Origin of the sequence: Aquabacterium sp., assembly GCF_041915145.1 — a bacterium.
In the GTDB taxonomy this organism is placed as follows: domain Bacteria; phylum Pseudomonadota; class Gammaproteobacteria; order Burkholderiales; family Burkholderiaceae_C; genus Aquabacterium.
The window spans coordinates 16285-41636 of sequence record NZ_JAYSBZ010000017.1; the positions used below are offsets into that span (position 1 = coordinate 16285).

A 25352-nucleotide genomic window follows, 5' to 3' on the forward strand; every position below is an offset into this window, starting at 1 on the left:
CTTGGTCAAGCCACCACGCGCAGCGGCGCGCGGTCGAGGCGCGGGAGCGCGCGGGCCACGGCCTCGGCGGCGCTCAGCCCCGACTTGAGGCCATCTTCATGGAAGCCGTAGCCGCTCCACGCGCCGCAGAACCAGGTGCGGCGCTGCCCTTGCAACTCACCGACGCGGCGCTGCGCCTGGATGGCCGCCAAGTCGAACACCGGGTGGGCGTATTCGATGCGTTGATGCACGTGGTGTGGTGCGATCGGGCGGGTCGGGTTGAGCGACACGACAACCGGCTGCTGCCACGGGATCGGCTGCAACTGGTTGATCAGGTAATGCAGGCACACGCCGGCCTGCTCCTGGCCTTGATCGGCCGCGCGCTCGTAGTTCCAGGCCGCCCAGGCCCGGCGGCGCGAGGGCAGCACGCTGGGGTCGGTGTGCAGCACGGCCACATTCGGCTGGTAGCGGATGGCGCCCAGCACGGCGCGCTCGTCGGCGGTGGCATCGGCGCCCAGCAGCGCCAGCGCCTGGTCGGAGTGGCAGGCGAGCACCAGGGCGTCGAAGCGCTCGTTGCCGTGGGCGCTCAGCACCCACACGCCGTCAGCGTCGCGCTGGATGGCTTGCACCGGGCAGCGCAACCGAGCGTCATGCAGACGCCGCAGCATGCGGTTCACGTATTGGCGCGAGCCGCCGCGCACCGTGTACCACTGCGGCCGGTTGGTCACCTGGATGAGGCCGTGGTTGTGGCAGAAGCGGATCAGCGTGGCGATCGGGAAGCGCAGCATCTGATCGGTCGGGCACGACCAGATGCAACCCATCATGGGCAGCAGGTAGTCCTGCCGGAACGTGGCGCCGAAGCCGTGCGCGTCGAGAAACTCGCTGATGGTCTGCTGCAAGGCGGCGTCGGCACCTTGCTCGGCCAACTCGGTGGTGAGGCGGTTGAAGCGCAGGATGTCGGCCAGCATGCCGATGAAGCGCGGGCGCAGCAGATTGCGCCGCTGGGCGAACACCGAGTTCAGCGAGCTGCCGCTCCATTCGAGCCTCGCTTGCCCGTCAACTCGCGGCACCTGCACCGAGAACGACATGTCCGCCGGAGCCACGTCCACCTGCAACTCTTTGAACAGCCGCACCAGATTCGGATACGTGCGCTCGTTGTAGACCAGAAAGCCGGTGTCCACGCCATGGGTCACGCCGTCCAGCGTCAGGTCGACCGTGTTGGCATGGCCGCCGAAGTGCTCGCCGGCTTCAAACAGGGCCACCAGGGCCTGCTGGCCCGGGGCGGACAGTTGCCAGGCGGCAGACAAGCCGGAGATGCCGGATCCGATGACGGCGACGCGCTTCATGGTGGAGGCCTTTTTGAGGGGTTTGAACTGGTCAGATCAAAATGTGAACTGAGCGGTTCAAAATATAACCCATTGGTATCCACTTTGCACTGATGGGTATTTGTTGTGATCTTGCCGGTCTAGAATGCCGCCATGGCTGTACGTCCATCGATTCGAGAACAGATGCTGCGGATGCGCGAAGACGCGATCGTCGTGGCGGTGAACCGCTTGCTGGCCACCAAGGGCTACGACGCGATGACGGTGGACGAAGTGGCCGCCGAGGCCGGGCTGGCCAAGGCCAGCCTGTACAAGCACTTCACGTCGAAAGAAGAGCTGGCCGGCGCTGCCATGGTGGCCGTGCTGGACCGCGCCCTGGCCTTCGTGGACGGGCTGCGCTCGCAGGCGCAACTCGCCGCGGTGCGCCCGGTCGATCAGCTCAAGGCCGTGGCGCGTTGGGCCATGCAGACCCAGCTCGAAGGCGAGATGCCCTCGCTGCCCTCGCAGAATTCATCGCTGAGCGAATCGTTGAAGTCCAACGACGCCTACATGGACCGCCTGATCGACTTGAGCAACAAGCTCAGCATCTGGATCGCCGAGGCCCAGACCAGCGGGCAGATCAACCCGAGCCTGCCGGCCGAGCTGGTGCTCTACACGCTCTTCGCCCGGGCTTGCGACCCGGTGGTCGAGATGCTCAAGTCGTCGGGCCAGTACACCGACGAGCAGATCCTCGACTGGGTGCTCTCAACCACCTTCGAGGGCATGGCGCCGCGCTGAGGCGCGGTCAGGCCGTGATCAGTCGGCGGCCAACGCGCGGGCACAGGCCGCCGCGCTGGCCCAGGCCCACTGGAAGTTGTAGCCGCCCAACCAACCGGTCACGTCCACCACTTCGCCGATGAAATACAGGCCCGGCGTGCGCTGGCTCTCCATCGTCTGCGAGCTGAGCTCGCGTGTGTCCACGCCCCCCGCCATCACTTCGGCCTTGCGCCAGCCTTCGCTGCCGTTTGGCGTCAGCGTCCAGCGTTGCAGGCTCTGCGCGGCGTGGTCGAGATCGGCATCGCGGCATTCGGGCAGCGGCTTGGTGCCGGGCAGCTGGTGCACCGCCAGAAAGGTCTGTGCCAGGCGCGTCGGCAGCAACTGGGTGAGCTCGGTGGCCAGCTGCTTCTTCGAGGTCTGCTTGGCCGCCTTGAGCGACTTGGCCAGGTCGGCATGCGGCGCAAGGTTCAAGGTCAGGGGCTGACCGGGGCGCCAGAAGCTTGAGATCTGCAAGATGGCCGGGCCACTCAGGCCGCGGTGGGTGAAGAGCAGGTCTTCGACGAACGCGGGGCCCTGCCTGGCGGCCTTGCCCTTGGCGCCGGGCGGGGGCGGCACGCTCACATCCACTTCGAGCGACAAGCCCGCCAGCTCGGCGAAGGGTTGCCATTCGGTTGCGTCGAAGGTCAGCGGCACGAGGGCCGGGCGCGGCTCGACGATGGTGTGGCCGAACTGCTTGGCGACGCGCAATCCGAAGTCGGTCGCACCGATCTTGGGGATCGACAGGCCGCCGGTGGCGACGACCAGATGCCGGCCCCGCACCGGGCCGCGCGAGGTGGTCAGCTCGAAGCGCTGCGGGCCGTCGGCACAGGGGCGCACGGCTTGCACGCTGCACGGCTGCCAGCGTTGCACGCGGCCGGCGTCGCATTCGGCGGCGAGCAGGGCGATGATGTCTTCGGCCGAGCGGTCGCAAAACAGCTGGCCCTTGTGCTTTTCGTGCCAGGGCACGTTGTAGCGCTTGAGCAGGGCCAGAAAGTCCTGCGGCGTGTAGCCGGCCAGCGCGGAGCGGCAGAAGTGGGGGTTCTCGCTCAGGTAGTTGGCCGGGCCGGCTTCGAGGTTGGTGAAGTTGCAGCGGCCGCCGCCCGAGATGCGAATCTTCTCGGCAAGCTGCTCGGCGTGGTCGATCAGCACCACCGACAAGCCCGCCTGCCCGGCGCGCCCGGCGGCAAACAGGCCCGCCGCGCCGGCGCCGATCACGATGACATCAAAGGTTTGCATGGGCCGGCATTGTCCATGCCGGGCGCATCACGTCAGGCTGAGCGGTTGGCTGTGCGTGAAGACGGGGTGACCATCTTCGTGCTCGGCGGCCACGGCGCGGTGGCGGCCCTGGCGCTTGGCCTCGTACAAGGCCAGATCGGCGCGGTGCAACGCATCGGTGAGCGATTCGCCGGGCAGGGTCTGCACCACGCCAAAGCTCAGGCTCAAGGGCACGGCGCCGCTTTCGCGACGCACGGCATCGACGTGGCGCATGATGCGGTCGGCCACTTGCATGGCATCGTGCAGCGAGGTCTCGGGCAGCAGCGAAACGAACTCGTCGCCGCCGATGCGGCCCACCACGTCGCGGCTGCGCAGCATCAGTCGCGCCGCATGGGCCACGTCGCGCAGGGCCAGATCGCCCGCCGCGTGGCCGTGGGTGTCGTTGACGAGCTTGAAGAAGTCGATGTCGAAGAGCATCACCGACGCGCTGGCGGGCGGCGAGTTCTTGAGCACCTGCTCGGCCAGGTCGTAGAAGTGTCGGCGATTGGGCACTTGCGTGAGCATGTCGATGTCGGCCAGCACGCGCAACTGGCGCTGGGTGTCGCGCAGGCCGCGCTCGGTGCGCTCGTAGGTCAGCAGCACGCACAGGTAGACCATGAAGACCGCGCCGCACAGCATCAGCAGGTTCACCCAGGGCAGCATCACGTCTTGCGACGTCACGGTGGCGTCGCCCCAATGCACGATGCTCGCGACGACGCGCGGCACCTGTACCGCCGCCGTCACCAGCATGAAGATCGACAAGCCTTGCAGCGACGCGCTGACGCGCCATTCGCGGATGCGGTAGATCGACCAGAACACATAGCCGTGCAGCGCGCAGGCCGCGATCGAAAACGCGGCCATGCGGGCCGGCGCGCCGTAGGGGCTTGTCCAGGCCATCAACCACAGCATGTAGGCGCCGGCGAGCATCAGCGCGTCGAGCGCCATCGGTGCCGGGAAGGTGCTGCGGGCGTAAAAACGGCGCGTGCCCCACAGCCACAGGATCGGCCACTGGAGCATCAGCGCGGTCGAGATCGGCGCCACCGGCGGGTAGTCGTCGCGCAGCAGTTGCAAGGCGACGCCGGCGGCGTACAGCCATTGCGAGGCGGTCCACAGCCAGTAGCCCCGGTATACACGTTGCGTCTGCCCGATGAAGGTCATCACGCCCGAAATGGCTGCCATCACCGTCACGATGACGACCATCAGGGTGGGCTGATCAAGCGACGGGAATGCGTGCATACAACTGCCGGCGAGGATGAGGGGGTGTCGGCAAATTCTGGTCTGCGTCGTCGGTCACCGCATCCCTAATATGTGGGAGGACGTTGGAATGCTGTTTTGTATTGCGAAATTAATGCGAATGCTGTGACACCCGAAGCCTGTTGCTCGATTTCGGATCGCGGTGTGGTCAGACGGTCAGCGCGGCGGTTCGACGGTGGGGGCGTCCGAGTTGGCGTATCGCGGCCTGCTAGTAGGCGCCCACACGAGTCACCTTGCCGCAAGATCTTGACGGAGTCCAAGAATTACACTGAGCGGCTCATTTTCAGGTGTTCCGATTGACGAAAAAAAATATCTTTCCCCTGACGCAGACGCCGGTGCGGCGCAGCGTGCGGCTGGCCTGGGTTTCATCTTGCCTGCTGGCTGCGATGCAAGCGCCGGCGGCTGCTCCGGCGCCGATCTTCGTGCTCAACTCGCTGGACGCCACGATCAGCGTCATCAACCCGACCACCTACACCGAGATCAGGCGCCTGCCCACCGGCAAGGAGCCGCATCATCTGTATATGTCGCCCGACGAGCGCTCGCTGATCGTGGCCAACGCCTTGAGCGATTCGCTGACGCTGGTCGACCCCAAGACCGGCGAGATCCAGCGCACGATTGCGGGCGTGATCGACCCGTATCAACTGCGTTTATCGCCCGACATGAAATGGTTCGTCACCGCCGGCAACCGGCTCGACCACGTGGCCATCTACAAGGTCAACAGCAAGCCCGAGGCAGGGGCCGCGGGTTTCGACATCACGCTGGTCAAGCGCATCCCGGCCGGCAAGACCCCCAGCCACATCTTCATCGACACCAAGAGCACCGTGGCCTACGTGTCGCTGCAAGGCAGCGACGAGCTGATCGCGGTCGACCTGCTCACGCAGTCGTTGCGCTGGAAGGTGCCGGTCGGCAAGACGCCGGCCGACGTCTACCTCACGCCAGACGACAAGCACCTGCTGGTGGCGCTGACGGGCGACTCGTTCGTCGAGGTGTATGACGTGAGCGGCGCGCAGCCCAAGCTGGTCAAGCGCATCAAGACCGGCGACGGCGCGCACTCCTTCCGCGCCTGGGGCGACAAGCGCCACGTGCTGGTGAGCAACCGCGCGGGCAACAGCATCAGCCGCATCGACATGCAGACCTTCGCGGTGGTCGATCAATATGTCGCACCTGGCGGGCCGGACGACATGGATCTGCTCGCCGATGGCAAGACCTTGATCTATGCCTCGCGCTGGGCGCGCAAGTTGGGCGTGATCGATACCACTGCCCACAAGGTCGTGCACATGGTTCCGGTCGGGCGCTCGCCGCACGGGGTCTGGACGCTGGACCATGCCCCGCGCCAATAAGCCTGCGTCGATCAAGCGCACGGTCGCCTGCCTGGCGGTGGCCGCGCTGTGCAGCCCGGTGCACGCCGGCTGCGATCGACCGGTCTACCTGACCTTCGACACCGGCCACATGGGCGTGGCGCCGCTGGTGGCCGAGGTGCTGCAGCGCCAGCAGGTGCAGGCCACCTTCTTCCTGGCCAACGAGCGCACCGTGACCGAGGGCACCACGCTCGACGACCACTGGGCGCCGTGGTGGAAGACCTTGGCACAAGGCGGCCACGTGTTCGGCTCGCACACCTGGGACCACCTCGTCTGGCTGGCCGACGAGCCGAACGGCTTCAAGATGAAGGCCACCGCCGGCGCGCAGAGCGGCCAGATCCTGCACGTGACGCCGCAGGCGTACTGCGACGAACTGGCCCGGCCCGCGCAGCGCTTTCAAGCCATGACCGGGCAGGCGATGGCGCCGATCTTTCGCGCGCCGGCCGGCAAGACATCGCCGGCCTTGCTGCAGGCCGCGCAAGCCTGCGGCTGGCATCACGTGCCCTGGACGCCCGCCGGCTTCCTGGGCGACGAGCTCGACAGCGATCGCTACCCGAATCGGCAATTGCTTGGCCGCGCGCTCCAGAACATCCGCGCCGGCGACATCCTGCTGGCGCACCTCGGTATCTGGTCGCGGCAAGACCCCTGGGCGCCGGCCGTGCTCGAACCGCTCATTGCCGGGCTGAAGGCAAAGGGCTACTGCTTCGCCACCTTGCGCGAGCACCCCGAGTACCGCGCGTGGCTGCAGGCCGCGTCGGCCCGCCTCCATTGAACCTCGCGAGTCGCCCACGATGAATGGTCTGACCGATCTGTTTGGCCAGGTGCAACAAGCCTTGTTTGAAACCCTGGTGCAGCCTGCCCTGTTCAAGCTCGGGCTCGGCAGTCTGTTTGAGGACGGCTACGACGCCACCGGCTGGCTGCTCGTCGGCCTGATCCAGATCGCGGTGATGCTGTGCGTGTTCGCGCCGCTGCAGCGCTGGCGACCGGTCGAGGCCGTGACCGACCGCGCCGCCATCCGCGTCGACATCGTCTACACCTTGATCCACCGCCTCGGCGTGTTCCGTCTGGCGCTGTTCTTCGCGCTTGATCCGCTGTGGGACGCGCTCTTCGGCTACCTGCACCTGCACGGCATGCAGCCGCTGCAGCTCGATCAGCTGATGGCGCCGTGGTGGCCCGGCGTGCTCGACACCGCCTGGGCCAGCTTCGTGCTGTACCTGCTGGTGTTCGACTTCGCCAACTACTGGCTGCACCGGGCCCAGCACCAATTCAACTGGTGGTGGGCGCTGCATTCGCTGCATCACAGCCAGCGGCAGATGACGATGTGGAGCGACGACCGCAACCACTTGCTCGACTCCGTGCTCATCGACATCGCGCTGGTGTTGCTGGCGCGCCTGATCGGCGTGGCGCCGGGGCAGTTCGTGGCGCTGGTGGCCATCGGCAAGCTGCTTGAAAGCCTCTCGCATGCCAACGTGCGGCTCACCTTCGGCGGGCTCGGCGAGCGCCTGCTGGTCAGCCCGCGCTACCACCGCGTGCACCACGCCATCGGGCTGGGGCACGAGTCGGCGGGCGAAGGCACGCTGGGCGGGCACAACTTCGCGGTGCTGTTCCCGCTGTGGGACATGCTCTTTCGCACCGCCAATTTCGAGTTGCGTTTCGACCCCACGGGCGTGCGCGATCAACTGCCCGAAGCCGGCGGGCGCGACTACGGCCGCGGCTTCTGGGCCCAGCAATGGCTGGGGCTGAAGCGCTTGGTGCGGGCGCGCGGCGTCTGACTCGTGCTGCGTCAGCCGGGTCGGGCCTGCGCGCTGGCCGGCCTTGCTATGCTGACCGGATGAAGTCTTCTCTTGATGCCTTGTGGCGCGCGCTGGCCTATTGCCTGTTGCCGCGCGTGATCTGGTTGTCGGTGCTGCCGCTCGTGTTGTGCGTTGGCGCGACCGGCTTGCTGGGCTATTTCTTCTGGGGCGATGGCGTCACCCTGACCAATGATCTGCTGCACCGCTGGTCGCTGGCGCAAACGCTGCTCGACGGGCTGGACGCGCTGGGCCTGTCGAGCTTGCGCGGCATGGTCGCGCCCCTGGTGCTGGTGGCGGCGGCGGTGCCGGTGGTGGTAGTCGTCTGCCTGCTGACGGTGGCGCAGGTCATGGTGCCTTCGCTGGTGCGGCTGGTGCGGGTGCGGCGCTTCCCCGATCTGCAAAGCCAGGGGGATGAGAGCTGGGTGTGGGGTGTGCTGCGCTCGATCGGCTGGACGCTGCTGGCGGGCGCGGTGCTGTTGCTGAGCTTGCCGCTGTGGCTGATCCCACCGTTCGCGGCCATCGTGCCGCCGCTGATCTGGGGGTGGCTGAGTTACCGCGTGATGACGGGCGACGTGCTGGCCGAGGTGGCGTCGAGCGGCGAGCGCGCAGCCTTGTTGCGCGCGCATCGCGGGCCGCTGTGGGCCATCGGCATCGTCACCGGTTATCTGGGCGCCACGCCCTCGCTGCTGTGGGCGTTCGGGGCCACGTCGCTGATGCTGGCGCCCCTGGTCATCATCGCCTCGGTGTGGCTCTACACCGGCATCTTCGTGTTTTCGGCGCTGTGGTTCGCGCACTATGCGCTGAAAGCCTTGCACACCCTGCGCACCGGCTCGGAGGCCGAGGTCGCTTCGGCGCCCGATTCGACCCAGCTGTCGCTACCCGGCATGACTCAACTCGGCCATGGAGACCCATCGTGAACGTCGGCGCCCTCATCATCGGAGACGAAATCCTCAGCGGCCGACGCGCCGACAAGCATCTCGCGCGCACCATCGAGCTGTTGACGGCGCGCGGCATGCAATTGAGCTGGGCGCGCTACGTGGGCGACGACCCCGAGCGCATCACGCGCGAATTGCGCGAGGCCTTTGCCAGCGGCGATCTGGTGTTCTCGTTCGGCGGCATCGGCGCCACCCCAGACGACCACACGCGCGCTTGCGCCGCGCAGGCGCTGCAACGCCCGCTGGTGCTGCACCCGCAAGCGCGCGAGCTGATCTTGCAGCGGGTGCGCGAGACGGCCGCCGAGAAAGGCGAGCCGTTCGACGCCGATCACCCCGACACCGTGCGGCGACTCGACATGGGGCGCTTTCCGGAAGGCGCGAGCATCGTCCCCAACCCCTACAACCGCATCCCCGGCTTCTCGGTGGGCAGCGTGTACTTCGTGCCGGGCTTTCCGGTGATGGCCTGGCCGATGGTCGAGTGGGCGCTCGACACGCACTGCGCGCATCTGCATCGGCAACGACCGTGGGCCGAGCGGGCGCTGATCGTGCTCGGCACCATGGAGGCCACGCTGACGCCGCTGATGGTGGACATCGAAGCGCGCTTCCCTGGCATCAAGGTGTTCAGCCTGCCCAGCGTCGATCACCCGCAATGGGGGCGCCACATCGAACTGGGCGTGAAAGGCGAGCCCGAGCAGGTCAATCAGGCTTTCGCGTGGCTGACCGCCGCGCTGCATCGAGATGGGGTGCCGACCGGGCCGGAAGTTGGGGTTCAGTGATCAGATTGAACCATATTGGTGCGTTTTGGCCCGTCAAAACTCATGCGCGCACCAATGTGGTTTGCTTGCTGACGCGGTCTTGGGTCGATGTCGAGCCCGACGGTTGACTTGAGTCACCTTTGTGTCATGGCTGCTGCCGCCGACCCTGGGCGGCATGCTTTCTGCTATTACACTGCGCGCTGTTTCTCTGGCCCCCAGATTCAGAAACAGCAAATTCCCCTTGCATTCACCCCAAAAGCATCTCGCTAGGAGCATCAGATGGCCAAAACCGTCGCCGACGTGATGAAGCTGGTGAAGGACAACGAAGTCAAATTCGTGGACTTCCGCTTCACCGATACCCGTGGCAAAGAACAGCACGTGTCCGTGCCCGTTTCCCACTTTGACGAAGACAAGTTCCAATCGGGCCACGCGTTCGACGGTTCGTCCATCGCTGGCTGGAAGGGTATCGAAGCATCCGACATGCTGCTGATGCCGGACCCCAACACCGCCAACATCGACCCCTTCTTTGAAGAGCCCACGCTGATCCTGTCGTGCGACGTGATCGATCCGACCGACGGCAAGCCCTACGAGCGCGACCCGCGTTCGCTGGCCAAGCGCGCTGAAGCCTACCTGAAGGCCTCGGGCCTGGGCGACACCGCCTACTTCGGTCCGGAACCCGAATTCTTCGTGTTCGACTCGGTGCGCTGGGGCAACGAGATGTCGGGCAGCTTCTTCAAGATCGAATCCGAAGAAGGCGCCTGGAACTCGTCGAAGGAATACGAGCACGGCAACTCCGGCTACCGTCCCACCGTCAAGGGCGGCTACTTCCCCGTGCCTCCGGTCGATTCGGGTCAGGACATGCGCTCCGAGATGTGCCTGATCCTCGAATCGATGGGCATTCCGGTTGAGGTGCACCACCACGAAGTGGCCAACGCCGGCCAGATGGAGATCGGCACCAAGTTCGCCACGCTGACCCAGCGTGCCGACTGGCTGCAACTGCAGAAGTACATCATCACCAACGTGGCTCACGCCTACGGCAAGACTGCCACTTTCATGCCCAAGCCCATCGTGGGCGACAACGGTTCGGGCATGCACGTTCACCAGTCGATCTGGAAGGACGGCAAGAACCTGTTCGCCGGCGACGGCTACGCTGGCCTGAGCGATTTCGCGCTGTACTACATCGGCGGCATCATCAAGCACGCTCGTGCCCTGAACGCCATCACCAACCCCGGCACGAACTCGTACAAGCGTCTGGTGCCCGGCTTCGAAGCTCCGGTGAAGCTGGCCTACTCGGCCAAGAACCGCTCGGCCTCGATCCGCATTCCGTACGTCGCCAACCCCAAGGGTCGTCGTATCGAAGCACGCTTCCCCGATCCTTCGGCCAACCCGTATCTGGCTTTCGCAGCCCTGATGATGGCTGGTCTGGACGGCGTGGAAAACAAGATCCACCCGGGCGAAGCCGCCACGAAGGATCTGTACCACCTGCCGCCCGAAGAGGACGCACTGGTGCCGACCGTCTGCCACAGCCTGGATCAGGCACTCGAATACCTCGACAAGGGCCGTTCGTTCCTGACCAAGGGTGGCGTGTTCACCGATGCCTACATCGACGCTTATATCGAGCTGAAGATGCAGGAAGTGACCCGCTTCCGCATGGCCACGCACCCGGTCGAGTACGACATGTACTACGCCCTGTGATGCAGGCGTGAGCTGCCGTCAGGCGGTTTCATATCGAAAAGGGCGGCCTGCGGGTCGCCCTTTTTTCTTGGGATGGTGCTGTCGGCAAGGCGCTATCGTGAAGCGTTAAGTTCGACACCGTAGCGGCCGTGTCATGGCGTGGCTGCGTGGCTTGCGCCATACTGAGGCGCTCAATGAGGAACGCATCCAACATGAAGTTGAAAACCCATCGGACACCTTGGTTTGGTTTGACGGCTTGCCTCGTGCTCGGTGCTGCCGCGCCGCTGAGCGCCTGGGCGGACAACCCCGCCGCCGCAGACAAGCAAGTCTACAAATGCCCCGGCAACCTCTACACCGATTCGTTGTCGGCAAAGGAGGCGGCGGCCAAGGGCTGCAAGACGCTGGAAGGCGCCCCCATCACGGTGCTGCAATCGGCGCCACGACGCGAGCCCAAAGACAGCAAGGAAGCCAAGGGCTCCGGCGGCAAGGACGCCAAGGTTGATCCGGGCGATCAGCGCGCCCGCGACAGCGACGCGCGGCGCATTCTCGAGGCCGAGCTGAAGAAGGAAGAAGACGCGCTGGCGGCTTTGAAAAAGAACTACAACAACGGCGAGCCCGAGCGCCAGGGCGACGAGAAGAACTACCAGAAGTACGCCGACCGCGTCGCCGAGATGAAGGCCGCGCTGGTGCGCAAGGAGGCCGACGTCGAGGCGCTCAAGCGCGAACTCGCCAAGTTGCCGGCAGCGCAGTGATGGTTCTGTGATGGGAACTGGCGCGGTGGCCGAGCGAGGCGAGCCCGCGGTGGGGCTGCCGCCGGGGCTGGATCTGGAGGTGTTCGACCTGTTGGCGACCATGGTCGCGGTGGTGCGGGTCGACGGCCAGTGCGTGTTCGCCAATGCGGCGTTCGAAGAGGTGCTGGGCCTGTCCAGGCGCAGCGTCTTGCGCGGTTCGCTGTTCGAGCGTTTCATCGATCAGCAACCGCTGCTTGAAACGGTGGCGGCGGTGTGCCGCAACGACTACTCCAGCAGCCGCTTCGAGGCCCAACTGCGCCCGCAGCCCGGCTCGCCCGGCGACCCGCTGGCGGTGCACGTCATCGTCACGCAGTTCGCGGCGGGCGAATTGGCGCTGGTCGAGCTGGTGGAGGTGCAGCAGCGCACGCGGCAAGACCGCGAGGAGCGCGATCTGGGCCTGGCGCGGGCCAACAAGGAGCTGATCCGCAACCTCGCTCACGAGATCAAGAACCCGCTGGGCGGCATCCGGGGCGCGGCGCAGCTGCTGCAGATGGAGGTCGAGTCCAAGGGCCTCATCGAGTACACCCAGGTCATCATCCACGAGGCCGACCGGCTGCAGGCGCTGGTGGACCGCCTGCTGGCGCCGCATCGCAAACCGCATGTGGTGAGCGACGTCAACATCCACGAGGTCTGCGAGCGCGTGCGGTCGCTGATCCTGGCCGAATTCCCGAAGGGATTGAAGATCGTTCGGGATTACGACATCTCGATCCCCGAGTTTCGCGGCGATCGCGAGCAGCTCATCCAGGCGGTGCTCAACATCACGCACAACGCCGCACATGCGCTGGCCGATCGCATTGCGACAGGCGACGCCCGGATCATCTTCCGCAGCCGGGTGGTGCGCAGCCTCACCATCCAGCGCCAGTTGCACCGTCTGGCACTGGTCTTGCATATCGAAGACAACGGCCCGGGCGTGCCCGAGTCCATCCGCGATCGCATTTTTTACCCGCTGGTATCGGGGCGCGACGGCGGATCGGGGCTCGGTCTGACGTTGGCGCAAACCTTCGTCCAGCAGCACCAGGGGGCGATCGAATGCGAAAGCGAACCGGGCCGGACGGTATTCAAGTTGCTGATCCCGCTGCTGTGACCCAGCCGCCCGCTTGTTGCGGGGGCGGCTCAGGGTAGCGGGACCGGACACCTTCCGAGCTCGGCAGTCGTACACAGGACCACGCATCGCATGAAACCCATCTGGATCGTAGACGACGACCAATCCATCCGCTTCGTGCTTGAAAAGGCGCTGGCGCGCGAGGACTTCCCGGTTCGCAGCTTCACCAATGCGCGTGACGTGCTGGCGGCGCTCGATGCCGACGAGCCGCAGGTGCTGGTGTCCGACATCCGCATGCCCGGCGGCTCGGGCATCGATCTGCTGGGCAAGGTCAAGGAGCGTTGCCCGGGCCTGCCGGTCATCATCATGACGGCGTTCTCCGATCTCGACAGCGCCGTGTCGGCCTTCCAGGGCGGTGCGTTCGAGTACCTGCCCAAGCCTTTCGACCTGACCAAGGCGGTGGAGCTGATCCGCCGCGCCGTCGAAGAAAGCGTGCGCGAGGACGTGGCCGACGAGCGCCTGACCCAGGTGCCCGAAATGCTCGGCCAGGCGCCGGCGATGCAAGACGTCTTTCGCGCCATCGGGCGACTGAGCCAGAGCAATGTCACCGTGCTGATCACCGGTGAGTCGGGCTCGGGCAAGGAGCTGGTGGCGCGGGCGCTGCACAAGCACAGTCCGCGCGCCAATGGCCCGTTCGTCGCGATCAACACGGCGGCCATCCCGAAAGACCTGCTGGAGTCCGAGCTCTTCGGTCACGAACGCGGGGCGTTCACCGGCGCGCAGACGATGCGGCGCGGGCGCTTCGAGCAGGCCGATGGCGGCACGTTGTTTCTCGACGAAATCGGCGACATGCCGTTCGACTTGCAGACGCGGCTGCTGCGCGTGCTCAGCGACGGGCAGTTCTACCGCGTCGGTGGTCATCACCCGCTCAAGAGCAATGTGCGCGTGATCGCCGCGACGCACCAGAACCTCGAGGAGCGCGTCAAGCTCGGCGGCTTCCGCGAAGACTTGTTCCACCGCCTCAACGTGATCCGCCTGCGCCTGCCGGCCTTGCGCGAACGGCGCGAAGACATCGCAGCACTGGCGCGCTTCTTCTTGCAAAAGAGCGCCAAGGAGCTGGGTGTCGAGGCCAAGCGCATTTCCGAGCCCGCCCTGGCCAAGCTCACGGCCTTCGACTACCCCGGCAACGTGCGCCAGCTCGAAAACATCTGCCATTGGCTGACCGTGATGGCGCCGGCGCAGGTGATCGAGTCGAAAGACCTGCCGCCCGAATTGATGGAGGGGGCGGTGAGCGCCTTGCCTGTGTCGCTGGCGGGGGGGGCTGGTGTGTCGGCTGCACCCGTGCCGGTCGCGACGCTGGATGGCTCGGCCGCAGTGCCTCCTGCCGCTGCGCCCAGCTGGCCCGCGCCGGGGGCCGATCCGGCGCCGATGGCCACGGCTGTGCCCGGGTATGTGCCGTTCGGCTCGATCGGCCAACCGGCCGGTTTCGCTGCGCCAGCGGCACCGATGGCCGGTGCGGCTCCTTATGCGGCGCCGGTGGTGCCCATGGCGCCAACCGAGCCCAGCCGGTCAGACTGGTTGACCGACTTGGAGCAACAGGCTCGCACCATGCTCGATGCCGGCGTGCCCGATGTGTGGGACGCGCTCACGCGGCAGTTCGAGGCGCGGCTGATCCACACCGCGCTCGACGTCACACGGGGGCGTCGCATCGAGGCCGCGCAAAAGCTCGGCATCGGCCGCAACACCATCACGCGAAAGATTCAGGAGCTGGGGCTCGACGACTGAGCGGGCTTACTGCTCGATCACGTCGGCGCCCTTGGGCGGCGTGAACTGGAAGCGCTGCGCGGCGATCGGCGCATTGGCCGTGTAGCCGCTGAATTCGAGCCGCGAACGCTGGCCGAAGCTGTCGATGATCTCCAGCACCGCTAGCGCATTGCCTTTGAAACCAACCCGCACCAGCTGAAACTGGCCGTCCTTCTGCCTGGGCTTGGCATCGACCCACTCCAGCCCATCGGCCGGGGCGGCGTTCTTCAGCTCGAAGTCCTTGTCGAGCGTGCCGCCGGCCAGCAGCGCCGCAGGTGTGGCGCCGACAGCCTGGCTCATCGGGCGCACGGTCACCTGTTCGAGGTCGGCGTCGTACAGCCACACTTTCTGCCCGTCGCCCACGATGGTCTGCTCATAGGGCTTGGCGTAGTCGAAGCGGAAGCGGTTGGGGCGCTGGAAGTCGAAGCTGCCTTGCGACACGCGCTTCTTCTTGCCATCAGGTGAGGTCACCGTTTGCGTGAATTCGGCGTGGCCGCTTTTGACGTCGCGCACGAAGCTCTGCAAAGTGTCGATAGCGCCGGCGTGAGCGGCTGCGGTCGCCAGTGCGAGTGCCAGCGCCAAGCCGCCGCGGTGGGCGCGATGCATGAGAGAGGTCAGGGCGGTCATTCGTTTCGATTCGGCACGAGGAGGTCGCGGTTGCCGCTGGTGGACATGCTGGATACGAGGCCGGACTTTTCCATTTGTTCCAGCAGGCGCGCCGCGCGGTTGTAGCCGATGCGCAAGTGGCGCTGCACCAGCGAGATCGAGGCGCGCTTGTGCTGCAGCACGATGGCCACGGCCTGGTCGTACATCGGGTCGGCTTCGGCATCGCCGCTGCCACCTTCGCCCGCGCCGTCTTCACCGTCGAGCGTGCCGCCCTCCAAGATGCCCTCGATGTAGTTGGGCTCGCCTTGCGTCTTCAAATATTCGACCACGCGGTGCACTTCGTCGTCGCTGACGAAGGCGCCGTGCACGCGCACCGGCAGGCCGGTGCCGCTGGCCATGTAGAGCATGTCGCCCATGCCCAGCAGCGCCTCGGCGCCCATCTGGTCGAGGATGGTGCGGCTGTCGATCTTGCTGCTGACCTGGAAGGCGATGCGCGTCGGGATGTTCGCCTTGATCAGGCCGGTGATCACGTCCACGCTCGGGCGCTGCGTGGCCAGCACGAGGTGGATGCCCGAGGCGCGCGCCTTTTGTGCGAGGCGGGCGATGAGTTCTTCGATCTTCTTGCCGACCACCATCATCAGGTCGGCGAGCTCGTCGATCACCACCACGATGTGCGGCAGGCGTTCGAGCGGTTCAGGTTGTTCGGGCGTGAGGCTGAACGGGTTGGGGATGAGCTCGCCGCGCGCCGTGGCGTCGTCGATCTTCTTGTTGTAGCCGGCCAGGTTGCGCACGCCCATCTTGCTCATGAACTTGTAGCGGCGTTCCATCTCGCCCACCGCCCAGTTGAGCGCGTTGCCGGCCTGCTTCATGTCGGTGACGACCGGGCACAGCAGATGCGGGATGCCTTCGTAGACGCTCATCTCGAGCATCTTGGGGTCGATGAGGATGAGCCGCACGTCGCGCGCCTCGGCCTTGTAGAGCAGGCTCAGGATCATCGCGTTGATGCCCACCGATTTGCCCGAGCCGGTGGTGCCAGCCACCAGACAGTGCGGCATCTTGGCGAGGTCGGCCACCACCGGGCCGCCGATGATGTCCTTGCCCAGGCCCATGGTCAGCATCGACTGCGCGCTGTTGTAGGCCTGCGAGCCCAGGATCTCGGCCAGGCGGATGGTCTGGCGCTTGGCATTGGGCAGCTCCAGCGCCATCAGGTTCTTGCCGGGGATGGTCTCGACCACGCGGATCGATACCAGGCTCAGCGAGCGTGCCAGGTCCTTGGCGAGGTTGACCACCTGCGAGCCTTTCACGCCGGTGGCGGGCTCGATTTCGTAGCGCGTGATGACCGGGCCGGGCGAGGCCGCCACGACGCGCACCTCGACGCCGAAGTCCTTGAGCTTCTTTTCGATCAGGCGCGAGGTCATCTCGAGCGATTCGGGCGTGACCGTTTCGAGCTTGCCGCCGGGTGAGTCGAGCAGGTCGACCTGCGGGAGCTTGGTGTCGATCAGCTCGTTGAACAGCGGCTTCTGCTTTTCTTTGGCCACGCGCTCGCTCTTGGGCAACTCGGCCACCGGCTGCTCGATCACGATGGGCAGGTGCTCTTCGACGATGTGGCGCTCTTCTTCGACCACGATCTCGCGCTCGCGAATGGCTTGCTCGCCCAGGCGGACGTCTTCTTCGGCCTCGCGCTTGGCCTGGGCGCGATCACGCACGCCCTCGAACAGGCCGCCGATGCGCTCGGCGAGGTCGAGCCACGAAAAGCGCAGCGCCAGCGCCAGGCCGGCGAGTAAGGCGGTGATCCAGAGCACGCCCGAGCCGGTGAAGCCCAGCGTGTGCATGCTCAGCGGCCCCAGCGTGTAGCCGAGCGCGCCGCCGGCGTGGCCGCCGGGCAGCCCGGGTTCGAAGCGGTACAGGCGCGTCCATTCGAGCGAGGTGCTGGCGGCCATCAACAAGATGGCGCCGACCGCCATGCTCCAGCCCGTGCGCCGCGAGCGGCTGACGGTGGGTGCATCGCTGCGCAGCAAGCGCGCCAGGCCGCTGAGCCAGGCGCGCAGGCCGATCAGCACGCCCCACCAGGCCGAGTGGCCGAAGGTCATGAAGGCGAGGTCGGAGAACCACGCGCCGAGGGCGCCGGCACGGTTGCTCACCTCGGGGCCCAGGCCGGTGGTGCTGAAGGCGGCGTCGTTCGGGTTGTGCGAGGCCAGCGCGAGCACGGCCAGCACCCAGGCCAGTGCACCCACCACCAAGCCGGCACGCAATCGCCAGGCCGAGGCTTCGGGCGAGGGGGCGGATTGCGGGGGTAGAGCCGACGCGGCGCCTTGGTGGCGCCGCAGGGCAGAAGTGGAAAGCGGCGCCTGGTGAGCGCCGCTCTCGGATCGCATGGTGCCGAGCGGGAAGGTCATTCCCGCATTGTGAGCCAACTGGGGCGTGGGCTCACGCGCCGGCTTCGAGGCGCTCCTTGAGCACCACACTGCCGGTTTCGAGTGTTTCAACCAGGCCGCGTTCTTCCAGATCCTTCATCACGCGGCTGACCATTTCACGCGAGGCTCCCACGTGCTTGGCCAAGTCTTGGCGCGACACCTTGCCGCGGATCACGCGCTGGCCGGAGTCGTCGGCGGCCATGTCGAGCAGGGCGCGGGCCACGCGGCCGTAGACGTCGAGCAGGGCCAGCGATTCGATCTGGCGGTCGGCGTTGCGCAGGCGGCTCACCAGGCCGCGCATGATGGCGTAGGACAGGCTGGAGTTCTCGGGCAGGCAGCGCGCGAATTCGGCGCGGCCCAGCATCAGCACGTCGGTCTGCACTTCGGCGCGCACGGTGGCCGAGTGGGGTTCGTTGTCGATCAGGCTCATCTCGCCGAGGTAGTCGCCCGGTTGCAGCACGGCCAGGATGACTTCGCGGCCGCGGGCATCGGCGGCCACCACACGGGCGCGGCCCGTCAGCAGGATGTACAGCGCGTTCGATTTCTGACCCCGCTCGACGATGATTTCGCCGCGGCGGAATCGACGCTTGACCACCGCTTCGGCCACCGATTCCGCCTGATTGGCGGTCAGCATCGAAAACAGCGGCACGCGCCGGATCAGGTCGAGATTGGACAGCATGGCCATGGAAGATCCTCCGTCGAGACAAGGGGCTTGCGGGGCTATGGCTGAAATAGAAACGGCAGCGAGCCGACCTTCGTCCACAAACCTACAATTTGAGTTTCACGTAGCGCCGTCTCTCAAGTCTTTCAAAATTGAAGCCACGGCGCACAACACGGAACTGACTCTACCGACCTTCACGTGCGGGGCAGAACTCGATAAAGCTATCAAAAACCGCGCACTTCGTCACTTCTTTTGACCCTCTCACCGGATCGCACCCCATGACCACCACCACCCAGCACGCCCAGGTTCTGATCCTCGGATCCGGCCCCGCCGGCTACACCGCCGCCATCTATGCCGCCCGCGCCAACCTCAAGCCGCTGCTCGTCACCGGCATGGCCCAGGGCGGGCAGCTGATGACGACCACCGAGGTGGACAACTGGCCGGCCGACGTGATGGGCGTGCAGGGCCCCGAGCTGATGCAGCGCTTCTTGCAGCATGCCGAGCGCTTCAACACCCAGATCGTGTTCGACCACATCAACGAGGTCGAGCTGACCAAGCGCCCGTTCACGCTCAAGGGCGACAGCGGTACCTACACCTGCGACACCCTGGTGATCGCCACCGGCGCGTCGGCCAAATACCTGGGCCTGCCGTCTGAAGAAGCCTTCATGGGGCGCGGCGTGAGCGGCTGCGCCACCTGCGACGGCTTCTTCTACCGTGGCCAGGAGGTCTGCGTGGTGGGCGGCGGCAACACGGCGGTCGAAGAGGCGCTGTACCTGTCGAACATCGCCAGCAAGGTGCATCTGATCCACCGGCGTGACAAATTCCGCGCCGAAGCCATCATGATCGACAACCTTCAAGAGAAGGTGCAGGCCGGCAAGATCGAGCTGCATCTGTTCAACACGCTCGACGAGGTGCTGGGCGACCAGAGCGGCGTGACCGGCGTACGCATCAAGCACGTCGATACCGGCGCCACCCAAGATATCAAGCTCAGCGGCTGTTTCATCGCCATCGGCCACTCGCCCAACACCGAGGTCTTCAAGGGCCAGCTGGAGATGAAGGACGGCTACCTGGTGACGCGCGGCGGGCAGAACGGTTTTGCCACCATGACCAGCGTGCCGGGCGTGTTTGCCGCCGGCGACGTGCAGGACCACATCTACCGCCAGGCGATCACCAGCGCGGGCACCGGCTGCATGGCGGCGCTCGACGCCCAGCGCTTCCTGGAGCAGGGCGGAGCGCACTGAAAACGTCTGATATCGGGTAGATGACGGCGACGCAATTTCTGACTATAATCGCCGTTTTTGCCGCATTCGTCCCGTGGCCGACCGGTGGTTTTGCAGACTGCCGGGTTCTGGCGCCGGAAGGGTGGTTACCCAAGCAAGGTCTTGATCGAGGCGGTTGCTTGCTCTGGTCACCGATTTGAACCATTAAGTTAAACGGAGAAGCGTCATGGCACGCGTCTGTCAAGTTACGGGTAAGGGCCCGATGGTGGGGAACAACGTTTCTCACGCCAACAACAAAACCAAGCGTCGGTTCCTGCCGAACCTGCAATACCGCCGTTTCTGGCTGGAAAACGAAAACCGCTGGGTGCGTCTGCGCATTTCGACCGCCGCCCTGCGCTTGATTGACAAAGTGGGCATCGAGAAGGTCGTCGCCGACCTGCGCGCCCGCGGCGAACTCTGATTAGGAGCCCATCATGGCAAAAGGCGGACGCGAAAAGATCAAGCTGGAATCCACTGCAGGAACCGGCCACTTCTACACCACGACCAAGAACAAGAAGACCACGCCTGAAAAGCTGGAATTCATGAAGTTCGACCCGAAGGCCCGCAAGCATGTGGCCTACAAGGAAGTGAAGCTGAAGTAATTTTTCGGCTGATCGGCAAAGAACCCGCCCAGCTCGGCTCGGCGGGTTTTTTGTTGCCTGTTCGTTGCAACCGCAGTGGTTGGCGTTTCGCTTGGGGCAGGGCCGGTTCGCGTTGCGCAAGCCAGTCTGTGCAAGCCCGTTCTGCGCGACCTGCGCTGCCCGTTTCGGGCCACAAAAAAACCCCTGCGACGCGCAAAGCATCGCGGGGGCGTTCAACGCAAGTGAAGTAAAAGGGCAGTTCGTGTCGCCTCAGTTGCCCGGAGGCTCGGCGTACATGTCTTCGACCAGATCCTTGAATCGATCGATGACGACCTTGCGCTTGACCTTCATCGTCGGCGTGAGCTCGCCGGCTTCGATGCTGAAGCTTTGAGGCAGCACGCGGAACTTGCGGATGTTGGCGACGCGGGCGTGCCGGGTGTTGAGGGCATCGATGCCGCGTTGCAACTCGGCTTGCAAGGCGGGCGCCTCGCAGAGCTGTTCGCGGCTGAGGTCGCCCAGGTGGTATTGCGCGATCAGTTCGCTCAGGGCTTCGGGCTTGAGCGTGAGCAGCGCGCTGAGGTAGTGGCGGCCATCGCCGCACACCACGGCGTGCTCGACGAGCGGAATCGTCATCAGATCAGCCTCGATGTTGGCCGGTGAGATGTTCTTGCCGCCCGAGGTGATGAGCAGGTCCTTCTTGCGCCCGGTGATGTAGAGGTAGCCGTCTTTGTCGAGATGGCCCAGATCGCCCGAGGCCAGCCAGCCGTCTTGCATGGTTTCGGCGGTGGCCTGCGCGTTGCCGGCGTACCCGGCGAAGATGTGCGGGCCGCGCACGAGGATCTCGCCGTCGTCGGCAATGCGTATTTCAACGCCGTCCATGGGCAGGCCGACGGCGCCCAGCCGGGTGCGTCCGCGCAGGCTGAGGGTGGTGGCGCCAGAGCTCTCGGATTGGCCGTAGACCTCGCGGATGACGATGTCGAGCCCGGTGAAGAACTTGAGTTTCTCGGCGGAGATCGGCGCGGCGCCACTGGCGAGCATGTGGGCCTGGTCGAGCCCGATGGCGGCTTTGACCTTGTTGTGCACGAGGCGGTTGGCGAGCCGGTGTTGCAGCGACAGCCACGCGCCGGGGCGTTCGTGGTTGAGCTCGGCGTCGTGCCAGCGGCGGCCCGTGCTCATGGCCCAGCGCGCGAGCTGGCCCTTGATGCCGGTGGCGGCGCTGAGTTTGGCTTCGATGGCGGCGTGCATCTTCTCCCACACGCGCGGCACGCCGAAGAAGATGGTGGGCCGCACCTCGACGAGATATTGGCTGAGGTCTTCGATCTTGCGGGCGTAGTAGACCGAGAAACCGCGCTGCACGGGGCCGTGGATGCTGATCATCTGCTCGGCCACGTGAGCCATGGGCAGATAGGAGACGACGCGCTCTTCGGGCGAGCCGCCGAGTGACCCGCTCATGGCGCGTGAGCTCCAGGCGATGTTGCCGTGCGACAGCATCACGGCCTTGGCCGGGCCGGTGGTGCCCGAGGTGTAGATGTAGGTGCCGGGGTGCTCGGGGCGGATGGCGGCAAGGCGAGCCTCAACGGTGGCTTGCAGCTCGGGCCGACCCAGGGCCATGAAATCGGCCCACGACATCGAGCCGGCATCCGACGGTTGGCCGTCGGGCATGCGGATGAGGTGCTGCAGGTGGGCGAGCCGTTCACGAATGCCCTGCACCTTGCGCAGCCGCTCGTTGTTGTCGACCAGCAGCACGGGGGCGCGGGCATGGTCGAGGATGTACTCGATCTCGCTGGTCGAGCTCGTCCAGTAGATGCCGGCGGGCACGGCGCCGACCATCATGGCTGCCAGATCCATGATGGCCCACTCGGGGCGGTTGAAGCCGAGGATGCATACCGATTGGCCGGCTTGCACACCCAGGGCAATGAGGGCTCGCGCGGCGGTTTGCACCTGCTGCGCGTAATCGGCCCACGAAGTGCTGGCCCAGCCGTCATCGTTGCGCACGTAGTAGGCGCCGCGCGTGGCGAACTGTTGCGCGGTCTGCAAGAACCGCGCGGGCGACGAGATGAAACCGCTCACCAGCTGCGGCCCTTGGCCTGCAGCCGCGGGCCCGCGGGTTTCAGACGGCGACTCCGGTTTGAACGCTTGCTGCACCATGGTTGTCTCCTGCTTGTAGGCCGAGGATGGCCCGTGCTTCTTGTGGGGATGCAATCTCGCGGCCGGCGTTGCGCGCGCACGTGGCGAGCGCCTCGATCAGCTGGCCGTTGCCGGTGGTGCGGGCACCGCCGGGCAGATAGAAGGTGTCTTCGACGCCGGTGCGCAGCATGCCGCCCAGATCGGCGGTGGCCTGGTGCACCGGCCAGATTTCTTCGCGGCCGATCAGCGTGGTCTGCCAGAAGGTGTCGGGCTCGCGGTACTTGACGAGCAGCTTGAGCAGGTCGGCATCGACCGGCATGCCCGAGGCCACGCCCATCACGAAGTTGTATTCGAGGTAGTCGGTCATGCCCGCCTTCTGGAACATGCCGACGGAGCGCACGATGCCGACGTCGAAGCATTCGAATTCGGGGCGCGTGCCGCATTCCTTCATCACGTCGATCATGGCCTTGACCTTGTCGACCTGGTTGTCGAACAGCATCGGGGGCCAGGCCCACTGACCGTTCTCCTTGATCTTCAGGTAGTTGAGGCTGCCGGCGTTGCACGCGGCGATCTCGGGGCGCACGGCGCGGATGCAGGCCACGGGGCCCGAGATATCGGGGCCGACGACGCCGGTGGTCAGGTTGATGATGACGCCGGGGCAGGCAGCGCGGATGGCGGTGTCGATCTCGGCGGCGACGGCCGGGTCCCAGCTCGGGAAGCGGCCCATGCCGGGCTCTTGGCGACGCAGGTGCACGTGCATGATCGCGGCGCCGGCGTCATAGGCCTCGCGGGCGGCGGCGGCCATCTGGGCGGCGGTGACGGGCACCGGGTGTTGGGCCGGGTCCGTCAGCACGCCGGTGAGGGCGCAGGTGAGGATGGCCTTGTTTTGCGGGTTGAGGTTGGTGCTCATCTCTTGAATCCTTTTACTGCGCGGTTATTCGGACAACTCGATCTCGACGATCAGGGCTTGCGCTTGCACCTGCTCGCCCACCGCGCCGTGCACGGCCTTCACCACGCCCGGCGCTTGCGCGCAGAGCCACATTTCCATCTTCATGGCCTCGACGCTGACCATCTGCTGGCCGGCCTCGACCTTGTCGCCGGGCTTGACCAGCACCTGGGCCACCACGCCGGCCACGGGGGCGACGGCGCGGCTGGGGTCGTTGGCATCGTTCTGCGCGGGCCAGGGCGAGACTTCGTTGAAGACGAACACGGCGGCATCGACGACCACGTTCAAGGTGGCGCCGGCCCACACCGCGAGCACGCGGCGGCGCACGCCACCCAGCTCGTAGCGCAGCTCGCCGCCGGTTGAGCCCGCGCCGGGGGTGGCCTCGTGGCTCAGCACGCGCAGTTCGGCGTCTTCGGTTTCGCCGCGCACGCGCAGCGTCACCAGGCCGTCGCGGCCCGGGGTGACGCGCACGGCGTGCTCGGTGTCGTCGTGGCTCAGCTTGAGTTCGTAGCCGGTGACGCTGGCCGAGCGCAGGTGGACGTGCGAGGCGTCGTGCGCGTTGACGTGGTCGCGCAGCGCGAACAGCGAGGCGGCCACGAGCAAGGCTTCGCGCGACATGCCGGGGCGCTGCAGGATCGGCTCGCCGTCTTCGGCCCACTTGTCGATCAGCGTGGTGGTCATCTCGCCAGCACGGAAGGTCGGGTGATCGATGAGGTCGCGCAGGAAGCGGGCGTTGTTGCGCAGGCCGATCAGCGGGGCGTCGTCGAGCGTGGCGATCAGGCGGCGGATGGCGTCGTCGCGGTCACGGCCGTGCACGATGAGCTTGGCCACCATCGCGTCGTAGAACGGGGTGACTTCACCGCCTTCGCGGATACCGTCGTCGATGCGTACGCCGCCGAACTTGGCGCGCTCGGGGCGCCACCATTGGATCGGGCCGGTCTGCGGCACGAAGCCGGCATACGGGTCTTCGGCGTACAGGCGCGCCTCGATGGCGTGGCCGGTGAGGGTGATGTCGTCTTGCTTGACCGGCAGGGGCTGGCCCGAGGCCACGCGCAGCTGCCACTCAACGAGGTCGAAGCCCGAGATCATTTCGGTGACGGGGTGCTCGACCTGCAGACGGGTGTTCATCTCCAGGAAGTAGTAGTTGAGCTTGTCGTCGACGATGAACTCGATGGTGCCGGCGCCGCGGTAACCCACGGCCAGCGCGGCGGCCACGGCGTCGCGGCCCATGCTGGCGCGCATCTCGGGGCTCACCACGGGCGACGGCGCCTCTTCGATCACCTTCTGGCGACGGCGCTGCGCCGTGCAGTCGCGTTCGCCCACGTAGACGGCGTTGCCGTGCGCGTCAGCGAAGACCTGGATCTCGATGTGGCGACCGTTGAGGATCAGGCGCTCGAGCATCAGCGTGCCGTCGCCGAAGGCGCTTTGCGCTTCGCGGCGTGCGCTCACGATGGCTTGCGCCAGTTCGCTGTGCTGATGCACGAGGCGCATGCCGCGCCCGCCGCCGCCGCTCACGGCCTTGACGAGCAGCGGGTAGCCCATGCGCTCGGCTTCGGCGATGAGGCGGTCGTCGCTCTGATCCTCGCCCAGATAACCGGGGGCGCAGGGCACCTTGGCTTCGAGCATGCGACGCTTGGCGCCGGCCTTGTCGCCCATCACCTTGATGGCGTCGGGCGGCGGGCCGATGAAGATCACGCCGGCATCGGCGCAAGCCTGCGCGAAGCCCGCGTTTTCAGACAGAAAGCCGTAGCCGGGGTGGATGCCGTTGGCGCCGGTCTTCTTGGCGGCTTCGAGCAGCACGTCGCCGCGCAGGTAGGACTCGGACGCCGGCGCGCCGCCGATGCACACGGCTTCGTCGGCCAGGCTCACATGCGGCGCTTGCGCGTCAGCCGTGGAGTAGACCGCCACGGTGCGGTAGCCCAGCGTGCGCGCGGTGCGGATCACGCGGCAGGCGATTTCGCCGCGATTGGCAATCAGGATTTTTTTGAGCACGGTTGAAACTC

General features: G+C 66.2%; 22 protein-coding genes. 13 read left to right on the plus strand and 9 right to left on the minus strand.

Annotated elements, in window-relative coordinates; genetic code table 11:
• Positions 1 to 5: 5 nt before the first annotated feature.
• Complete coding sequence (locus ACE3SS_RS04985) at positions 6 to 1325, minus strand: NAD(P)/FAD-dependent oxidoreductase (RefSeq protein ID WP_374591971.1); 1320 nt, start codon at positions 1323 to 1325, stop codon at positions 6 to 8.
• A 132-nt stretch (positions 1326 to 1457) separates the two neighbouring features.
• On the opposite strand from ACE3SS_RS04985, the gene ACE3SS_RS04990 reads away from it, so the two are divergent.
• Positions 1458 to 2078, plus strand: a complete 621-nt coding sequence (locus ACE3SS_RS04990; protein ID WP_374591973.1) for a TetR/AcrR family transcriptional regulator — start codon at positions 1458 to 1460, stop codon at positions 2076 to 2078.
• An 18-nt stretch (positions 2079 to 2096) separates the two neighbouring features.
• Here the strand turns inward: ACE3SS_RS04990 and ACE3SS_RS04995 are convergent, their stop codons facing one another.
• Both ACE3SS_RS04995 and ACE3SS_RS05000 read right to left on the minus strand, forming a co-directional pair.
• Positions 2097 to 3332 carry an NAD(P)/FAD-dependent oxidoreductase gene (locus tag ACE3SS_RS04995; protein WP_374591975.1) on the minus strand — a complete coding sequence of 412 codons (1236 nt, stop codon included), beginning with the start codon at positions 3330 to 3332 and terminating at the stop codon, positions 2097 to 2099.
• Between the two features lie 27 nt (positions 3333 to 3359).
• On the minus strand, positions 3360 to 4586 hold the full coding sequence (locus ACE3SS_RS05000) for a GGDEF domain-containing protein (RefSeq protein WP_374591977.1): 1227 nt from the start codon (positions 4584 to 4586) through the stop codon (positions 3360 to 3362).
• A gap of 404 nt (positions 4587 to 4990) precedes the next feature.
• Here ACE3SS_RS05000 and ACE3SS_RS05005 point away from each other — a divergent pair, with 404 nt between their 5' ends.
• From ACE3SS_RS05005 to ntrC, 9 genes are all read left to right on the plus strand, one after another.
• Entirely contained in the window at positions 4991 to 5944 is a 954-nt protein-coding gene (locus ACE3SS_RS05005) for a YncE family protein (protein WP_374592025.1), read from the plus strand.
• Positions 5928 to 6734 carry a polysaccharide deacetylase family protein gene (locus tag ACE3SS_RS05010; protein ID WP_374591979.1) on the plus strand — a complete coding sequence of 269 codons (807 nt, stop codon included), beginning with the start codon at positions 5928 to 5930 and terminating at the stop codon, positions 6732 to 6734. The genes ACE3SS_RS05005 and ACE3SS_RS05010 overlap by 17 nt, the downstream gene beginning before the upstream one ends.
• 19 nt (positions 6735 to 6753) lie before the next feature.
• Positions 6754 to 7734 carry a sterol desaturase family protein gene (locus tag ACE3SS_RS05015; RefSeq protein WP_374591981.1) on the plus strand — a complete coding sequence of 327 codons (981 nt, stop codon included), beginning with the start codon at positions 6754 to 6756 and terminating at the stop codon, positions 7732 to 7734.
• A 59-nt stretch (positions 7735 to 7793) separates the two neighbouring features.
• Positions 7794 to 8672 (plus strand): EI24 domain-containing protein, encoded by an 879-nt coding sequence (locus tag ACE3SS_RS05020; protein ID WP_374591982.1) that lies wholly within the window; start codon positions 7794 to 7796, stop codon positions 8670 to 8672.
• Positions 8669 to 9466 carry a competence/damage-inducible protein A gene (locus ACE3SS_RS05025; protein ID WP_374591984.1) on the plus strand — a complete coding sequence of 266 codons (798 nt, stop codon included), beginning with the start codon at positions 8669 to 8671 and terminating at the stop codon, positions 9464 to 9466. The genes ACE3SS_RS05020 and ACE3SS_RS05025 overlap by 4 nt, the downstream gene beginning before the upstream one ends.
• Before the next feature lie 258 nt (positions 9467 to 9724).
• Positions 9725 to 11140: a type I glutamate--ammonia ligase gene (gene glnA / locus ACE3SS_RS05030; RefSeq protein ID WP_374591985.1), complete on the plus strand. Its 1416-nt coding sequence runs from the start codon at positions 9725 to 9727 to the stop codon at positions 11138 to 11140.
• A gap of 191 nt (positions 11141 to 11331) precedes the next feature.
• Positions 11332 to 11871 carry a hypothetical protein gene (locus tag ACE3SS_RS05035; RefSeq protein WP_374591987.1) on the plus strand — a complete coding sequence of 180 codons (540 nt, stop codon included), beginning with the start codon at positions 11332 to 11334 and terminating at the stop codon, positions 11869 to 11871.
• Positions 11872 to 11881: 10 nt separating this feature from the next.
• Positions 11882 to 12994 (plus strand): nitrogen regulation protein NR(II), encoded by a 1113-nt coding sequence (gene glnL / locus ACE3SS_RS05040; protein WP_374591989.1) that lies wholly within the window; start codon positions 11882 to 11884, stop codon positions 12992 to 12994.
• A gap of 90 nt (positions 12995 to 13084) precedes the next feature.
• Positions 13085 to 14737, plus strand: a complete 1653-nt coding sequence (ntrC, locus tag ACE3SS_RS05045; RefSeq protein WP_374591991.1) for a nitrogen regulation protein NR(I) — start codon at positions 13085 to 13087, stop codon at positions 14735 to 14737.
• A 6-nt stretch (positions 14738 to 14743) separates the two neighbouring features.
• Here the strand turns inward: ntrC and lolA are convergent, their stop codons facing one another.
• From lolA to ACE3SS_RS05060, 3 genes are read right to left on the minus strand one after another with little or no spacing between them, the layout of a single operon-like run.
• A complete protein-coding gene (gene lolA, locus ACE3SS_RS05050) occupies positions 14744 to 15361 on the minus strand; it encodes an outer membrane lipoprotein chaperone LolA (RefSeq protein WP_374591993.1) in 618 nt (205 codons plus the stop codon).
• A gap of 17 nt (positions 15362 to 15378) precedes the next feature.
• Positions 15379 to 17757, minus strand: coding sequence for a DNA translocase FtsK (locus ACE3SS_RS05055; RefSeq protein WP_374591995.1), 2379 nt, complete (start codon positions 17755 to 17757; stop codon positions 15379 to 15381).
• Between the two features lie 31 nt (positions 17758 to 17788).
• Entirely contained in the window at positions 17789 to 18460 is a 672-nt protein-coding gene (locus ACE3SS_RS05060) for a Crp/Fnr family transcriptional regulator (RefSeq protein ID WP_374591997.1), read from the minus strand.
• 254 nt (positions 18461 to 18714) lie between these two features.
• Here ACE3SS_RS05060 and trxB point away from each other — a divergent pair, with 254 nt between their 5' ends.
• The 3 genes from trxB to rpmG all read left to right on the plus strand — a co-directional run bounded on the left by trxB (position 18715) and on the right by rpmG (position 20297).
• Entirely contained in the window at positions 18715 to 19677 is a 963-nt protein-coding gene (gene trxB, locus ACE3SS_RS05065) for a thioredoxin-disulfide reductase (RefSeq protein WP_374591999.1), read from the plus strand.
• Between the two features lie 205 nt (positions 19678 to 19882).
• Positions 19883 to 20116: a 50S ribosomal protein L28 gene (rpmB, locus tag ACE3SS_RS05070; protein WP_374592001.1), complete on the plus strand. Its 234-nt coding sequence runs from the start codon at positions 19883 to 19885 to the stop codon at positions 20114 to 20116.
• A 13-nt stretch (positions 20117 to 20129) separates the two neighbouring features.
• A complete protein-coding gene (rpmG, locus tag ACE3SS_RS05075) occupies positions 20130 to 20297 on the plus strand; it encodes a 50S ribosomal protein L33 (RefSeq protein WP_374592003.1) in 168 nt (55 codons plus the stop codon).
• A 249-nt stretch (positions 20298 to 20546) separates the two neighbouring features.
• On the opposite strand, the gene ACE3SS_RS05080 is transcribed toward rpmG, so the two are convergent.
• From ACE3SS_RS05080 to ACE3SS_RS05090, 3 genes are read right to left on the minus strand one after another with little or no spacing between them, the layout of a single operon-like run.
• Positions 20547 to 22424, minus strand: a complete 1878-nt coding sequence (locus tag ACE3SS_RS05080) for a long-chain fatty acid--CoA ligase (protein WP_374592005.1) — start codon at positions 22422 to 22424, stop codon at positions 20547 to 20549.
• Positions 22387 to 23313 (minus strand): 3-keto-5-aminohexanoate cleavage protein, encoded by a 927-nt coding sequence (locus tag ACE3SS_RS05085; RefSeq protein WP_374592007.1) that lies wholly within the window; start codon positions 23311 to 23313, stop codon positions 22387 to 22389. Before ACE3SS_RS05085 ends, ACE3SS_RS05080 begins: the two co-directional genes overlap by 38 nt.
• Positions 23314 to 23337: 24 nt before the next feature.
• Positions 23338 to 25341 carry a biotin carboxylase N-terminal domain-containing protein gene (locus ACE3SS_RS05090; protein ID WP_374592009.1) on the minus strand — a complete coding sequence of 668 codons (2004 nt, stop codon included), beginning with the start codon at positions 25339 to 25341 and terminating at the stop codon, positions 23338 to 23340.
• Positions 25342 to 25352 lie beyond the last annotated feature (11 nt).